Consider the following 13933-nt stretch of genomic DNA (forward strand, 5'->3'; position numbering starts at 1 on the left):
TGGTCCTCTCGTTCAGCGCCTGCGAGGTCAGCTGTCGGGTTCGGGCTGGAGAGGTAGCCCGGCCGGCGTCGGGACGCCGGCTTCACCCCAAGGAGCCGAAATCGGCTCCGGGTCCCGTGTTTCGGTGGACCGGGTGGGTCCCCCGCCTCCATCCAGGTGTGTCTCGGGGTCCCGCGCACCAACGGATGGAGCTTGGCGCGGTAGGTGCGCGGCAGGCCATCGGAATGTGGGGATCGATGGCCCGTTGAAGACGGTAATGGCTTGCCGGGAGCCCGTCATCTTTTGCTCGGCGCCGTGTCCCGGAACCGGGCAAATACTAAAAAAACTCTAAATACGCAGGACGGATCGTCGTTCCTGCAGGTGCGCGGTGGGTTGATGGCGGCGTAGCCATTCCGTGATCGTTATGTCATGTGATGTAAATCACGGAATAGATCACGTGATCGAGCCGTCAGCCGCCCGCGAACGGAGGCAGAACGTCGACGGTCTGGCCCGCGGCGAGCTCGGTCGACATCGCCCGAACCGCGACGCCGTCGAGCAGATAGGAGCACCGCCGCAGCACCGTGCCCAACCGTTCGTCGCGTGCGCTCAACTGAGCGACCAGGTCGGCCATGGTGCTGCCGGAATCCACCTGGACATGCTCGCTCTCGGTGCCGGCTGCCGCGCGGGCTGCGGCGAAGTAGCGCACGGTGACCAGGACCGAGACCTCGGACCGCATCGTCAACCGCCGATCGCGCTCATGGGCCGAGTGGGCTGGACGAAATCGGGGTCGTTGATCCCGTGTCCCGCGGCCTTGCTCCACATCGCCTGCCGCCACGCGGCCTCGAGCGCCGCATCGTCGGCGCCGGACCGCAGCAGCGCGCGCAGATCGGTCTCGTCGCGTGCGAACAGGCAGTTACGCACCTGTCCGTCAGCGGTGAGCCGGCTGCGGTCACATGATGCGCAGAACGCCTGGGACACCGACGCGATGATGCCGACTCGGCCGAGCACCCTCGTGCCCTCGACGACCTGCCACAGCTGGGCGGGCGCCGAGCCCCGCGGCTGCGGATCGGGCTGCAGCGTGAAATGCCGGCGCAGAGCAGTCAGGATCTCCGCGGCGTCCAGCACGCGGTCGCGCTGCCACGAATGGCCCGCGTCCAGCGGCATCTGTTCGATGATGCGCAACTGGTAGCCGTGTTCCAGGCAGAAGCGCAGCAATTCCACGGCGTCCGCGCGTCCGGAGACCGGGTCGAGGACCGCGTTGACCTTCACTGGGTGCAGGCCGGCGTCCTTGGCCGCACGCAACCCGGCCAGCACGTCATCGAGTCGATCCCGGCGCGTGATGGCCGCGAACCGCGCCGCGTCGACCGTGTCCAACGAGACGTTGATCCGGTCCAGCCCGGCCTCCCTGAGCGTGGCGGCCCGCCTTGCCAGGCCCACACCGTTGGTGGTCAGCGTGATCTCGGGCCGCGGGCGCAACGCAGCGGTCGCGGCGACCAGTTCCTCGAGGTGCGGCACCACGAGCGGCTCGCCGCCGGTGAAACGCACACTCGTGATACCCAGCCGGGTGACCGCGAGGCGCAGCAGCCGCATCAGTTCGCCAGCGTGCAACTTCTGGTCGGACGGCATCCAGTCCAAACCTTCGGCCGGCATGCAGTAGGTACACCGCAGATTGCACAGGTCGGTCAGCGAGACCCGCAGATCGGTGGCCACCCGGCCGAAGGTGTCGACCAGCGGCCCGTCGGCCGGGGCGGGACCGACCGGTCGGTGTACCGAGGGCACTCCCAGCGAGACGACGGTCACCTGGCGGCTCCGAAATATGTATCGGTGGCCGGGTTCGGTTGGTCGACGGGGACGATCTCCTTGCCCAACGGCATCAGCGAGATCGGGACCATCTTCAGGTTCGCCAGGGCCAGCGGGATCCCGATGATGGTGATCGCCATCGCCACAGCGCTGACGATGTGCCCCAACGCCAGCCAGATGCCGGCGACGATGATCCACACGATGTTGCCGATCAGCGCCCCGGGGCGGGTGCCGGGCTTGTCGACGATGGTCCTGCCGAACGGCCACAGCGCGTACAACGCAATGCGCAGCGAAGCGAAGCCGAACGGGATCGTGATGATCAGGACGAAGCAGATCAGCGCGGCGAGCAGATAGCCCAGAGCCAGCCACAGGCCACCGAAGATCAACCAGATGACATTGAGAATCAGGCGCATAACTCTTCCTCCGGCGGTGCCCGCAGCCTACCGATATAAGGGGGTGCTCGCCGCGCGGGCGTCCGAGTAGGATCTTGCACGACGCGTCCCGGGAATGCGGGACGCTTACTTTATGTACCCGTCCGGGTGCGCAGTGTTGACGTCAGACAGACAGCAGGTGAGAGCAGTGCCGACCGGCCGGGTGAAGTGGTACGACGCGGAGAAGGGCTTCGGGTTCCTCTCGCAGGAGGACGGCGAGGACGTGTATGTGCGGTCCTCGGCGCTGCCCGCCGGCGTCGAAGGCCTCAAGGCCGGGCAGCGTGTCGAGTTCGGCGTGGCCGCCGGCCGGCGTGGCCCCCAGGCACTCAGCGTCACGTTGATCGACCCCCCGCCGAGCCTGAGCCGCACGCGCCGGGAAGCCGTGGCCGCGGAGAAGAAGCACACTCCCGACGAGTTGCACGGCATGGTCGAGGACATGATCACGCTGCTCGAGAGTGCGGTACAGCCGGAGCTGCGCAAGGGTCGCTACCCCGATCGGAAGGTGGCCCGCCGGGTCTCCGAGGTCGTCCGGGCCGTCGCACGCGAACTCGACAGCTGACGCAGGCCTTGCGGCGGGGCCCCGAGCGTCGTTGGTGCTCTCGCCGTCACAACGCTGACAGCACTTTCGCGGGTCGGCGCCGCGTCCCCGGGGTATGAATCGGCCATGAGTTATGTGGCCGACTCGACCTCGGACGGCGAGTTCAATCGCGACACCGACTACATCACCACCCGGATCACCGCCGATGGACGCGACGGTTACCCGCTGGAGCCGGGCCGTTATCGGCTCGTCGTGGCGCGGGCCTGCCCGTGGGCCAACCGCGCGATCATCGTGCGGCGGCTGCTCGGCCTCGAGGACGTGCTGTCGATCGGCTTCTGCGGACCCACCCACGACGAACGCAGCTGGACGTTCGATCTGGATCCCGGCGGCCGCGACCCGGTGCTGGGCATCGAGTATCTGCGCGAGGCGTACAACACGCGTATACCGGAGTACCCCAAGGGCGTCACTGTTCCGGCGATCGTCGACATCCCCAGTGGCGCGGTGGTCACCAACGACTTCGCCCAGATCACGTTGGACTTGTCGACCGAGTGGACGCGCTACCACCGCGACGGCGCGCCGCAGCTCTACCCCGAACCGCTGCGCGACGAGATCGACGAGGTGGCCCAGCGGATCTACACCGAGGTCAACAACGGGGTGTACCGCTGCGGCTTCGCCGGGTCCCAGCGCGCCTACGAGCGGGCCTACGACCGGTTGTTCACCGCGCTGGATTGGCTGTCCGAGCGCCTGGCCGGGCAGCGCTACCTGGTCGGCGACACCATCACCGAGGCCGACGTCCGGCTGTTCACCACCCTGGCGCGGTTCGACCCCGTCTACCACGGTCACTTCAAGACCAATCGCCACAAGCTGGCCGAGATGCCAGTGTTGTGGGCCTATGCCCGAGATCTGTTCCAGACGCCGGGTTTCGGGGACACCATCGACTTCGTGCAGATCAAGCAGCACTATTACATCGTCCATTCGGACATCAACCCCACCGGTGTCGTGCCGAAGGGACCGGATCTCTCCGGCTGGCTGACCCCGCACGGTCGCGAAGGGCTCGGCGGCCGGCCGTTCGGAGACGGCACCCCGCCGGGGCCGACACGCGAGGGCGAGCGCGTGCCCGCCGGGCACTCGGCGGACCGGGTTGACTGAAAACTAGGGCCAGACCGTGCGCACCGACCATTCGGCGTGCGGTACCGGGAACTCGTTGCCGTCCTCGTCGCGCACCAGCGTCGGCAGATGCACCGCCACACCGGTCAACCTCCCGAGGAACGGGTCGACGGTGGGAATGGTCACCGCCAGACGGGTCCCGGGCCGGAACTCTTCGACCAGCGAGTCGTCCTCGTAGACCCGCAGCAACACCCACGGCGCATCGGCGATCGCCGACGGCAGCGACACCTGCACGGGGTCGGTGCGGTTCACGGGCAACTGCCCCTGCTCGGCGGGAACGACGCAATCTGTCGGGTTGAGCACCTGGCAGAACCGGTAGGGCCCGACCCGCGTGAGGTTGCCGTGCGAGTACGCCGAGATTTCGGGCAGGTCGGGGCCGTGGTGACGCGACAGCTGCCAGACCAGCACGGCCGTGGCGACCGAGGCCACCACGGCAACCGCGATCAGCGCGGTGAGGACACGTCTCACGGCCGCGTCACCGCGGCCGGGTCCACCCAGCCGCCTTCCTGCTCGGCGTGCACCGGACGGTTGCCGCCCAGTCCGGGCACCAGGGACTCCCCGCGATAGCTGAGCACGGTCTGGGCCAGACCGAGAATCAGGATCGCGGTGACGGTGGTGAACCCGGCCCACAGCTCGGTGTAGATCAGCACCCCGGTGGCGCCACCGGCGACCCAGGCCAGCTGCAGGAGCGATTCCGATCGGCCGAACGCCGAGGCCCGCGACTCCTCGGGTAGATCGTCCTGCAGCGACGCGTCCAGCGACGCCTTCGCGATCGCGCTCGCACCGGAGGTGACCAGCGTTGCCGCGGCGGCGACGAGCAGGTCGCCGGTGACTGCGGCGGCCAGCGCCATCGCCGTCACCGCGACGGCGCAGCGCACGACCATCTGCGCCGGATGGCCCAGTTCCAGCCGTGCTGCGGTGAAGTTGCCGATGAAGTTGCCGACCGCTGCGGCCGCGCCGATCAGCCCGAGGATGCGCAGTTGCTCCCACCCGGTCGCGTCGTGGGCCTTGGCCACGAACGCCGGATACAGGAACAGAAAGCCGACCATCACCTTGACCGTGCAGTTGCCCCACAGCGCGGTGATGACGTTGCGCCCCAGGGGCTGGCGGGCCTTGCGAGCGCCCCTGGACGGGGGCTCACGGCGCAGGGCGTCGCTGTGGCCGTCACTGTGTCCGTGGTAGCTCAGTGTGGCCGGCACCTCACCCTCGGTGACCTCGACCCATTTCGGGATACGCATGGACAGCGCCGCGCCGGCCACCGACACCGCGACCACGATGTAGAGCGCCCCCGGCATCTGGAAGAGCTGGAACCCCCACTCGGCGGCGGCGGCCACGCCGCCGCCGATCATGGTGCCGCCGAGCAGCCCGAACATGGTCAGTCGCGAGTTGACCCGCACCAGGTCGATGGTCGGGGGCAGGACGCGGGGGGTCACCGCGCTGCGCAGCACCGAGAACGACTTCGACAGCACCATCATCCCGAGCGCGCACGGATACAGAACCCAGGACGGGAAGCTGCCGGTCGCGCTGTCGAAGTTGGCGATCAACACCAGCGCCAGCCCCGTGCGGATGACGAACGACGCGGCCAGCGCGACCCGCCGACCGTGCTGCAGGCGGTCCAGGGCCGGGCCGATCAGCGGTGCGATGATCGCGAACGGTGCGATGGTGATCAGCAGATACAGCGCGACCCTGCTCTTGCTCTCCCCGGTGGCCGCCGCGAAGAACAAGGTGTTGGCCAGCGCCACCGCCATCGCCGCGTCGAGGGCGAAGTTGGCGACCACCGGCCACGTGAGCGCGGTCAGCCCGGACTTGTCGGCGCCGTCGGCGGTGGCGGCCCGGTGCACCAGGCCGTACATTTTCGAGCCCATCTCGCGGCTGCGCTGGGCCGCCGCCCGCGTCACCGTCACCCGTTCCCCCGAGGACGACCCCGACCAGCCCGGATCGGCGTCGTAGCGCCCGTACCTGCGGTGGTTGTCGCTGTCGTTCAGCGGTGGCAACCAACGGTTTCCGCTCGCGTTGCGCCCGCCGGCAGAGCTTCGCGAGCCGGGGGCGGCGACCGGGTCACTGGGGTAGTTGGCCATGCCCGGGTGCTCCCCGGCCGGCGGTCGAGGGGGGTAGTAGCGGGCGCCGTACCCACCTTCCGGGTCGTGCTGGTCACGTCGCTCGGCGCTCACGGGTCGATTGTCCCCCATCGGCCCGACACTCCGCGCGCAGCCGACCGGTGTGGCTACCACGGGTCGTCTTCGGGCAGTATTGACGACGATGGACAGCGTGACCGAGTCTCAGCGTGCCGTGGCACCGACCCCGGATGTGCCGCCCGACGTGGCGGCCGTACTCCTGGGAGCGGTCGACGATGCGCGCACCGCGATCGTCGAGCACAGCGGTGAGGACACCGTCGGCGAATACCTCGGTGCCGGCTTCGAGGACGCGACGTCGGCCACCCACCGGTTCCTGGCAGAGCTGCCCGGTTACCGGGGATGGCAGTGGGCGGTGGTGGTCGCCGCATTCCCCGGTGCGCAGCACGCCACCATCAGCGAGGTGGTGCTGGTGCCCGGTCCGACGGCGCTGCTGGCCCCGAAATGGGTGCCCTGGGAGGAGCGGGTCCGCCCCGGGGACCTGAGCCCCGGCGACCTGCTGGCACCGCCGTCCGAGGACCCGCGGTTGGCGCCGGGCTATACGGCGACCGGCGACCCGATGGTCGACGACGTCGCCGTCGAGGTCGGACTCGGCCGCCGTCAGGTGCTCAGTCTGTGGGGCCGGAACGAGGCCGCGCAGCGCTGGCACGACGGCGACTACGGCCCGGGTTCGGCGATGGCCCGTTCGACGCGGCGGGTGTGCCGCGACTGTGGGTTCTACCTACCGCTGGGCGGTGCGCTCGGTGTGATGTTCGGGGTCTGCGCGAACGAGCTCGCCGCCGACGGCCACGTCGTCGACGCGGAATACGGCTGCGGTGCGCACTCCGACACCCCCGCACCGCAGGGGGCCGGCTCACCGTTGTACGACCCGTTCGACGACGGCGTCCTCGACGTCGTCGACCCCGGCGAGAGCCGGCCCTCCTCCTAGCTCGCGTTGCCTTCGGCGGCGTTCTTGATGCGCGTCAGCGACGCGTTCATGCCCTCGACGAGCTCGTCCTCGAAGCTCGGCACCCCGCCCATGAACTTGCCGACCAGGAAGTTCGACATTGCCGACGTGCCGTTCTCGGCGTGGCGGGTCTCGATCAGGCGCGTACCCGCCTCGGTCGGCTCCAGCTCATAGCTCCAGACGGTGTTGTTCTCGTTGACCCGGAAGGCTAGCTTCTTCTGCGGCACGAACTCGGTGATGCGGCTGGTGGTGGGCCAGAACAGCAGCCCGCGCCGGTTGAAGTTGATCGTGCGGGCGCCGGGGCGGACACCGCCGAGGGCCTTCATGTACCGGCACTGCGGGCTCCACTGCGGCATCTTGCTCAGGTCCGACACCAGGCTCCAGACCTTATCGACCGGGGCGTTGATGTCGATCTGGGCTTGCAGTTTGGGCGCTGCCATGGCGCTTTCTCCTTCGTGTCGTTCAGGTCAAGCCGCTCTGGGCGCCGCGCGATCCGCGGCGCACGGCGTGACGTTGCCACAGAAAGATCGATGTGCCAACCACGGCGACGCCGAGCCCGGCCAGGGTGACGGGGCGCCAGCTGTGCAGCGTGTCGACGGTGAAGGCCAGCACCGTCGCGACCAGCCAGCCCGAGCCGATCACCAGGATCATCGGCCACGGCGAGAGCAGGCGCGCCGGCAGCGCGGGGGGCCGGACGGTTTCGTTCATCGGGCACCAAGGTAACCGATCGGGTTCGGGGCCTGGGTAGTCTCGACGCCGTGAACGCCCCGTCCGCCGGATACGAAACGGTATGACCGGCAAGCCGATTGACGGGGGCGCCGGCGTGGTCTCGAGGGTGGTGGACGTCGCCGACCCCGCCGATCCGCGGTTGGACGACTTTCGCGACCTCAACAGCGTCGATCGCCGCCCCGATCTGCCCAGCGGCAAGGGCCTGGTGATCGCCGAAGGGGTGTTGGTGGTCCAGCGCATGCTGGCCTCCCGGTTCACGCCGCGCGCGCTGCTCGGCACCGACCGGCGGTTGACCGAACTGGGTGCCGACCTCGACGGTGTCGACGCGCCGTTCTACCGGGTCAGCGCCGAGGTGATGGCCCAAGTGGTCGGATTCCACCTCAACCGCGGCGTGCTCGCATCGGCGTCGCGGGCGCCGGAGCTGACGGTGTCGCAGGTGCTCGACGGGGCCGCCACCGTCGTCGTGCTCGAAGGGGTCAACGACCACGAGAATCTCGGCTCGGTCTTCCGCAACGCGGCCGGTCTCGGCGTCGACGCGGTGGTCTTCGGCAGCGGATGCGCCGACCCGCTGTACCGGCGCGCGGTGCGGGTGTCGATGGGGCACGCGTTGCTGGTGCCGTTCGCCCGGGCGGCGAACTGGCCCGGCGACCTGGAGGTGTTGCGTGACAAGGGTTTTCAGATTCTCGCGATGACACCCGACCCGCAGGCTGCGACGCTGGCCGAGGCGCTGCCGCCGCGGGCGGGGCAGCCGGTGGCGATCCTCGTCGGCGCGGAGGGGCCGGGACTGCAGGAGCATACGATGCGCGCCAGCGACCAGCGCGTACGGATCCCGATGTCGCGTGGAACCGACTCGCTCAACGTCGCCACCGCTGCGGCGCTGGCGTTCTACGAGCGCGACCGGTTGCGGACTACGGTGAGCACGTGAGCGAGGAGTCGACGCCGTGGGCCACCGGGCTGACGGTCGCGGCGTTCGTCGCCGCGGTCATCGCGACCGCGATCATCGTGCTCAGCATCGGGTTGGCGCGGGTGCATCCGCTGCTGGCGGCGGGCCTGAACCTCGTCGCTGTGGGTGGGCTGGCGCCCACGGTGTGGGGCTGGCGCCGAACACCGGTGTGGCGCTGGTTCGTGCTCGGCGGCGCCGTCGGCGTGGCCGGCGCGTGGGTGGCGCTGCTAGCGCTCGCCGCCACTGGAGCGAACGCCTAGCAGCACGTCTTCCCAGGCGGGCACCGCGGGCTTGGCCTTGCGCGACCGGGCGGCCTTGGGCGCCGCCTGGGGCGCGGGCTCCGGCGCCGGGGCCGGAGCTTGCGTAGACGTCGGTTCCTCGGGCTCGACGGCCGGGGCCGGCGCGACCTCAGGCTCGCCGAGTGCGAGCTGTGCGACCGGGGCCAGGGGGCGCAGCGTCCGGGTGAAATTCGGGTCGATCAGCTCGGCGGCGTTCTCGTCGAAGGCTGTGACGGTGCCGCCGTGCGCGCCGGGGGCATAGCGGAAATGGGCCTGCAGGTCCGAGCGTCCGGCGGTCCACGCCAACTGCACGGTCCAGCGCCCGTCCTCGTTGCGCCAGGCGTCCCAGGCGGCGGCGTCGGGATCCAGGCCCCGCGCGATCAGCGCTGCGGTCACCGTCTCGAGCAGCGTGAGCACCGACGGGCCGTCGGCGAGCACCGGGTGGGCGGCGGTGGCCAGTTCGGCGGCCCGGGCCCGCTCGAGCAGCACCGGGTGGGCGAACCGCTCGACGCGGGCGGGGTCCACTCCGGCGGCCGAGGCGATCTGTTCGACTGATGCGCCGGCGCGAATCCTGGACTGGATCTCCCTGGGGCGCAGCATGTTCGGCACCTCGACGTTGATGGTGGTCTGGTTCGTCGCGGCCCGGTCACCGCGCACGGCGGCCCTGAGTCGCTCGTCGGAGCGCAGCACGAATTTCTCCGCGGGCTCGTCGGTCTCGCAGATGATCCGCGTGCCGCGCGTGTCGTCCACGTCGAGTCCGACGACTCTGAGTTCCCTCATTGCGACCTCCTCCGGGCTGGCGCCGAGCCCGATACGCAGGTCACCCTACTGTGTTATCGATCCGTAACCGGGCTGACACGCGGCGGGGCGGCCCGGTCTTTCGGATCGGTCCTTCAGAGCCGTTCCACGACCCAGTCGATGCACGCGGTCAACGCGCTGACATCGTCGGGCTCGACTGCCGGGAACATGCCGACCCGCAGTTGGTTGCGCCCGAGCTTGCGGTAGGGCTCGGTGTCGACGATGCCGTTGGCGCGCAGCGTGGCCGCGACGGCGGCCGCGTCGACACCCTCGGCGAAGTCGACGGTGCCGACCACCGCCGAGCGCAGCGCCGGGTCGGTGACGAAGGGGGTGGCGAACGAGGAGGCTTCCGCCCAGGAATACAGCCTCGAGGACGTGTCGGCGGTGCGCGCGGTCGCCCAGTCCAGCCCACCGTTGCCCAACATCCAGTCGATCTGCTCTGCGAGCAGCACCAGGGTGGCGATGGCCGGGGTGTTGTAGGTCTGGTTCTTGAGGCTGTTCTCGATCGCGATCGGCAGCGACAGGAACTCCGGCACCCACCGACCCGAGCTCGCGATCGCGTCGACGCGGGCCAGCGCGGCCGGGGACAGGATCGCCAGCCACAGGCCGCCGTCACCGGCGAAGTTCTTCTGCGGTGCGAAGTAGTAGACGTCGGCCTGGGTGATGTCGACGGGCAGACCGCCGGCCGCGGAGGTGGCGTCGATCGCGATCAACGCCTCGCCGGCACCCGCGGGGCGTTGCACCGGGACCGCCACCCCCGTCGACGTCTCGTTGTGCGCCCAGGCGATCAGGTCGGCCGACGGATCGGACTGCGGGCTGGGCGCGCTGCCCGGATCGGCCTTGATGACGATCGGGTCGCCGACGAACGGGTTCTTGGCCACCGCCGAGGCGAACTTGGCGCTGAACTCGCCGTAGGTCAGGTGCAGTGATCGCTGCTCGACCAGCCCGAACGCGGCGGCATCCCAGAACGCGGTGGACCCGCCGTTGCCGAGGATCACCTCGTAGCCGTCGGGCAGTGCGAACAACTCGCGGAGGCCGTCCCGCACCCGGCCGACCAGGTTCTTGACCGGCGCCTGCCGGTGGGAGGTGCCGAACAGGTCACCGGCGGCGGCCAGCGCCTGCAACTGCTGGGGACGCACCTTCGACGGCCCGCAGCCGAAACGGCCGTCGGTCGGTTTGAGGTCGGCGGGAATGGTCAGGTTCGCGGCCATGGTGGCCAGCCTAAAACCGACGGACGAACCGGAGCGAATCGCCGTCGACGGACTCGTCGCGGCGGGTCCGCACGCAGGACGTGACGGCATTCGCTGCCGTGATCCGCATCACATGTGACGGGGATTACCCGGCTGCCGCACAGCAGCGAGAAAAGCCTGGTTAATTCCTGGGACCGTGGGTACTGTCCTTAGACATCGAGCCGACGAATGTAAACCTCAGCTCCGAGGCATGGGAGGCCCAGGATGGCAGTCAAGACCGCACGGACGCGCATCGTTCGCCGCTGGCGCAAGAACATGGACGTCCTCGATGACGCCGAGTACGTCGACACGCTGCAGACGCTGTCCGAGGGATCGGTACGGCGCAACTTCAACCCCTACACCGACATCGATTGGGACTCGCCCGAGTTCCAGGTGACACCCAACGATGATCGCTGGATTCTGCCGGCGACCGACCCGATCGGCCAACATCCCTGGTACCAGGCGCAGACCCGAGAGCGTCAGATCGAGATCGGCATGTGGCGCCAGGCCAACGTCGCCAAGGTCGGTCTGCACTTCGAGTCGATCCTGATCCGCGGTCTGATGAACTACGCGTTCTGGGTGCCCAACGGCTCGCCGGAGTATCGCTACTGCCTGCACGAGTCGGTCGAAGAGTGCAACCACACCATGATGTTCCAGGAGATGGTCAACCGCATCGGCGTCGACGTACCAGGCATGCCCCGCGTCCTCAAGTGGTTGTCGCAGTTCATCCCGCTGGTCGCCGGACCGCGGCCAGTCCCGTTCTTCTTCGGTGTGCTCGCCGGTGAGGAGCCGATCGACCACACGCAGAAAGCCGTGCTGCGGGAAGGCAAGTCGCTGCATCCAATCATGGAGCGGGTGATGGCCATCCACGTCGCCGAGGAGGCGCGCCACATTTCGTTCGCCCACGAGTACCTGCGTAAGCGGGTCCCGCATCTGGCTCGGGCCGAACGGTTCGGGCTGTCGCTCACCGTGCCGCTCATCATGCGGGTGCTCTGCCAGGCGATCATCGTGCCGCCGAAAGCATTCTGGCAGGAGTTCGACATCCCGCGCTCGGTGAAGAAGGAGATCTTCTTCAGAAGTCCGCAGGCCCGGCAGTTCCTGCGCGACATGTTCGGCGATGTCCGCATGCTCTGCCACGACACCGGCCTGATGAATCCGTTCGCCAAGCTGATGTGGCGGATCTGCAAGATCGACGGTCCGCCCAGCCGCTATCGCAGCGAGCCGGCGCGCCAGCACGTGGTCAGCGCGGCTTAAGGCCAGGGCTCTCGCGACATGCCTCATGTGATCACCCAGTCGTGTTGCAGCGACGGGTCCTGCGTCTATGCCTGCCCGGTCAACTGCATTCACCCGACGCCCGACGAGCCCGGATTCGCGACGGCCGAGATGCTCTACATCGACCCGGTCGCCTGTGTGGACTGCGGGGCCTGCGTGTCGGCCTGCCCGGTCGGGGCGATCGCACCCGACACCAAACTGACGCCCGCGCAGTTGCCGTTCGTCGAACTCAACGCCGCGTTCTATCCCGAGCGGGACGGCAAACTGCCCCCTACCTCGAAGCTGGCGCCGGTGGCCGAAGCCCCCGTGGTGCACTCGCGGCCGGGGAGTCCGTTGCGGGTCGCGATCGTCGGGTCCGGGCCCGCGGCGATGTACGCCGCCGACGAGCTGCTGACCCAGCGCGACGTCGAGGTCAACGTGTTCGAGAAGCTGCCCACACCTTACGGATTGGTGCGAGCCGGGGTGGCGCCGGACCATCAGAGCACCAAACGCGTCACCACCCTGTTCGACCGGATCTCGCAGTCCGACGGCTTTGCGTTCTATCTCAACGTCGAGGTGGGCCACCACCTCAGCCATGACGACTTGCTGGCCCACCATCACGCCGTGCTCTACGCAGTGGGCGCGCCCAACGACCGCCGTCTCGACATCGACGGCATCGATCTGCCCGGTACCGCGACCGCAACCGAGATGGTGGCCTGGTACAACGGTCACCCCGAATTCACCGATCTGGCCGTCGATCTGAGCGGTGAGCGCGTCGTCATCGTCGGCAACGGCAACGTGGCGCTGGACGTGGCGCGCATCCTCACCACCGACCCGGACCTGTTGGCGGACACCGACATCGCCGATTATGCGCTGGCCGCCCTGCGGGCCTCCCGGGTGCGGGAGGTCGTGATCGCCGCTCGCCGCGGGCCCGAGGCGTCGGCGTTCACGCTGCCCGAACTGATCGGGCTGGTCTCGACCTGCGAAGTGGTGCTCGACGCCGAAGACCGCGACCGGGTGCTCGTCGCGCTGGCCGAGGAGACAGATCCGTTGACCCGCAACAAGCTCGAGGTGTTGTCCACGCTGGGCGACGCCGGCGACGACTCCGCGCCGGGCGCCCGACCGCGCATCCGCCTGGCCTACCACCTGACCCCCCATCGGGTGGCAGGGGAGCAGCGGGTGACCGGTATCGAGTTCACGCTGACCGGAACCGACCAGACGTGTGAGCTGCCCGCCGGACTGGTGCTGACCTCGATCGGCTACCGCGGCAGGCCGATTCCCGGGCTGCCCTTCGACGACGCTGCGGCGGTGGTACCCAACGCCGGGGGGCGCGTCGTCGATCCCGCGACCGGCGCCGCAGTGCCGGGCGCCTATGTGGCGGGCTGGATCAAACGCGGACCCACGGGGTTCATCGGAACCAACAAGTCCTGCGCCGCAGAGACGGTGCGCTCGCTGGTCGCCGACTTCAACGACGGGATGCTGACCGAACCGGTCGGCAGTCCGGCGGCGCTGGAACGCGCGGTGCGGGCCCGGTGTCCCGAGGTGATCGACCGCCGGGGGTGGAAAGCGATCGACGATGCCGAGGTCGCCCGCGGTGGTGGTCGCCGCCCCCGCGGAAAGTTCACCTCAGTCGCCGAGCTGACCGCGGCTGCCGCCGCGGCGCCCGAACCACCGTTGCACCGCCGCCTGCTGGCCGGCCTGCGCCGCTGAGG

The 13933-nt window shown here is 69.3% G+C and carries 16 protein-coding genes and 1 riboswitch; of the genes, 7 read left to right on the forward strand and 9 right to left on the reverse strand.

From position 1 onward, the window contains the following. Positions 1-186: riboswitch (cyclic di-AMP (ydaO/yuaA leader) on the reverse strand. 262 nt (positions 187-448) lie between these two features. From G6N31_RS25405 to G6N31_RS25415, 3 genes are read right to left on the reverse strand one after another with little or no spacing between them, the layout of a single operon-like run. Further along, entirely contained in the window at positions 449-715 is a 267-nt protein-coding gene (locus tag G6N31_RS25405; RefSeq protein ID WP_098001735.1) for a MoaD/ThiS family protein, read from the reverse strand. A 2-nt stretch (positions 716-717) separates the two neighbouring features. After that, complete coding sequence (moaA, locus tag G6N31_RS25410; protein WP_098001733.1) at positions 718-1779, reverse strand: GTP 3',8-cyclase MoaA; 1062 nt, start codon at positions 1777-1779, stop codon at positions 718-720. Then, a complete protein-coding gene (locus G6N31_RS25415; RefSeq protein ID WP_098001731.1) occupies positions 1776-2192 on the reverse strand; it encodes a YccF domain-containing protein in 417 nt (138 codons plus the stop codon). Before G6N31_RS25415 ends, moaA begins: the two co-directional genes overlap by 4 nt. 166 nt (positions 2193-2358) lie before the next feature. On the opposite strand from G6N31_RS25415, the gene G6N31_RS25420 reads away from it, so the two are divergent. Together G6N31_RS25420 and G6N31_RS25425 are read left to right on the forward strand one after the other, a co-directional pair. After that, positions 2359-2769 (forward strand): cold-shock protein, encoded by a 411-nt coding sequence (locus tag G6N31_RS25420; protein WP_098001729.1) that lies wholly within the window; start codon positions 2359-2361, stop codon positions 2767-2769. A 105-nt stretch (positions 2770-2874) separates the two neighbouring features. Beyond that, on the forward strand, positions 2875-3897 hold the full coding sequence (locus G6N31_RS25425) for a glutathione S-transferase family protein (protein ID WP_098001727.1): 1023 nt from the start codon (positions 2875-2877) through the stop codon (positions 3895-3897). A gap of 3 nt (positions 3898-3900) precedes the next feature. On the opposite strand, the gene G6N31_RS25430 is transcribed toward G6N31_RS25425, so the two are convergent. Together G6N31_RS25430 and G6N31_RS25435 are read right to left on the reverse strand one after the other, a co-directional pair. Further along, positions 3901-4383 carry a DUF2771 domain-containing protein gene (locus tag G6N31_RS25430; protein ID WP_098001725.1) on the reverse strand — a complete coding sequence of 161 codons (483 nt, stop codon included), beginning with the start codon at positions 4381-4383 and terminating at the stop codon, positions 3901-3903. Further along, a complete protein-coding gene (locus tag G6N31_RS25435) occupies positions 4380-6104 on the reverse strand; it encodes an MFS transporter (RefSeq protein WP_098001723.1) in 1725 nt (574 codons plus the stop codon). The genes G6N31_RS25430 and G6N31_RS25435 overlap by 4 nt, the downstream gene beginning before the upstream one ends. Before the next feature lie 70 nt (positions 6105-6174). Between G6N31_RS25435 and G6N31_RS25440 the strand changes: the two genes are divergently transcribed. Continuing rightward, the gene (locus G6N31_RS25440; RefSeq protein WP_098001721.1) at positions 6175-6975 is read left to right on the forward strand and encodes a DUF3027 domain-containing protein; all 801 of its coding nucleotides are present in this window, start codon (positions 6175-6177) and stop codon (positions 6973-6975) included. On the opposite strand, the gene G6N31_RS25445 is transcribed toward G6N31_RS25440, so the two are convergent. Together G6N31_RS25445 and G6N31_RS25450 are read right to left on the reverse strand one after the other, a co-directional pair. Beyond that, positions 6972-7433: an SRPBCC family protein gene (locus tag G6N31_RS25445; RefSeq protein ID WP_098001719.1), complete on the reverse strand. Its 462-nt coding sequence runs from the start codon at positions 7431-7433 to the stop codon at positions 6972-6974. The genes G6N31_RS25440 and G6N31_RS25445 overlap by 4 nt on opposite strands. Before the next feature lie 22 nt (positions 7434-7455). Then, a complete protein-coding gene (locus G6N31_RS25450; protein WP_098001717.1) occupies positions 7456-7701 on the reverse strand; it encodes a DUF2530 domain-containing protein in 246 nt (81 codons plus the stop codon). Positions 7702-7783: 82 nt separating this feature from the next. Here G6N31_RS25450 and G6N31_RS25455 point away from each other — a divergent pair, with 82 nt between their 5' ends. After that, a complete protein-coding gene (locus G6N31_RS25455; RefSeq protein WP_098001715.1) occupies positions 7784-8647 on the forward strand; it encodes a TrmH family RNA methyltransferase in 864 nt (287 codons plus the stop codon). Then, positions 8644-8925: a DUF2537 domain-containing protein gene (locus G6N31_RS25460; RefSeq protein WP_098001713.1), complete on the forward strand. Its 282-nt coding sequence runs from the start codon at positions 8644-8646 to the stop codon at positions 8923-8925. The genes G6N31_RS25455 and G6N31_RS25460 overlap by 4 nt, the downstream gene beginning before the upstream one ends. On the opposite strand, the gene sepH is transcribed toward G6N31_RS25460, so the two are convergent. Beyond that, positions 8893-9723 (reverse strand): septation protein SepH, encoded by an 831-nt coding sequence (sepH, locus tag G6N31_RS25465; RefSeq protein ID WP_098001711.1) that lies wholly within the window; start codon positions 9721-9723, stop codon positions 8893-8895. The genes G6N31_RS25460 and sepH overlap by 33 nt on opposite strands. 113 nt (positions 9724-9836) lie before the next feature. Next, positions 9837-10952, reverse strand: a complete 1116-nt coding sequence (serC, locus tag G6N31_RS25470) for a phosphoserine transaminase (RefSeq protein WP_098001709.1) — start codon at positions 10950-10952, stop codon at positions 9837-9839. A gap of 243 nt (positions 10953-11195) precedes the next feature. On the opposite strand from serC, the gene G6N31_RS25475 reads away from it, so the two are divergent. Together G6N31_RS25475 and G6N31_RS25480 are read left to right on the forward strand one after the other, a co-directional pair. Continuing rightward, positions 11196-12224, forward strand: a complete 1029-nt coding sequence (locus G6N31_RS25475) for an AurF N-oxygenase family protein (protein WP_098001707.1) — start codon at positions 11196-11198, stop codon at positions 12222-12224. Positions 12225-12242: 18 nt separating this feature from the next. Beyond that, a complete protein-coding gene (locus G6N31_RS25480; protein WP_098001705.1) occupies positions 12243-13931 on the forward strand; it encodes an FAD-dependent oxidoreductase in 1689 nt (562 codons plus the stop codon). Positions 13932-13933: the final 2 nt, after the last annotated feature.

This window comes from Mycolicibacterium duvalii (genome assembly GCF_010726645.1).
Taxonomy (GTDB): Bacteria; Actinomycetota; Actinomycetes; order Mycobacteriales; family Mycobacteriaceae; genus Mycobacterium; species Mycobacterium duvalii.

Coding starts and splice junctions, on each gene's coding strand:
- G6N31_RS25450 (WP_098001717.1), bottom strand. CDS start 7,701: ATGAACGAAACCGTCCGGCCCCCCGCGCTGCCGGCGCGCCTGCTCTCG.
- G6N31_RS25415 (WP_098001731.1), bottom strand. CDS start 2,192: ATGCGCCTGATTCTCAATGTCATCTGGTTGATCTTCGGTGGCCTGTGG.
- G6N31_RS25455 (WP_098001715.1), top strand. CDS start 7,784: ATGACCGGCAAGCCGATTGACGGGGGCGCCGGCGTGGTCTCGAGGGTG.
- G6N31_RS25475 (WP_098001707.1), top strand. CDS start 11,196: ATGGCAGTCAAGACCGCACGGACGCGCATCGTTCGCCGCTGGCGCAAG.
- serC (WP_098001709.1), bottom strand. CDS start 10,952: ATGGCCGCGAACCTGACCATTCCCGCCGACCTCAAACCGACCGACGGC.
- G6N31_RS25405 (WP_098001735.1), bottom strand. CDS start 715: ATGCGGTCCGAGGTCTCGGTCCTGGTCACCGTGCGCTACTTCGCCGCA.
- sepH (WP_098001711.1), bottom strand. CDS start 9,723: ATGAGGGAACTCAGAGTCGTCGGACTCGACGTGGACGACACGCGCGGC.
- G6N31_RS25440 (WP_098001721.1), top strand. CDS start 6,175: ATGGACAGCGTGACCGAGTCTCAGCGTGCCGTGGCACCGACCCCGGAT.
- G6N31_RS25435 (WP_098001723.1), bottom strand. CDS start 6,104: ATGGGGGACAATCGACCCGTGAGCGCCGAGCGACGTGACCAGCACGAC.
- G6N31_RS25425 (WP_098001727.1), top strand. CDS start 2,875: ATGAGTTATGTGGCCGACTCGACCTCGGACGGCGAGTTCAATCGCGAC.
- G6N31_RS25480 (WP_098001705.1), top strand. CDS start 12,243: ATGCCTCATGTGATCACCCAGTCGTGTTGCAGCGACGGGTCCTGCGTC.
- G6N31_RS25445 (WP_098001719.1), bottom strand. CDS start 7,433: ATGGCAGCGCCCAAACTGCAAGCCCAGATCGACATCAACGCCCCGGTC.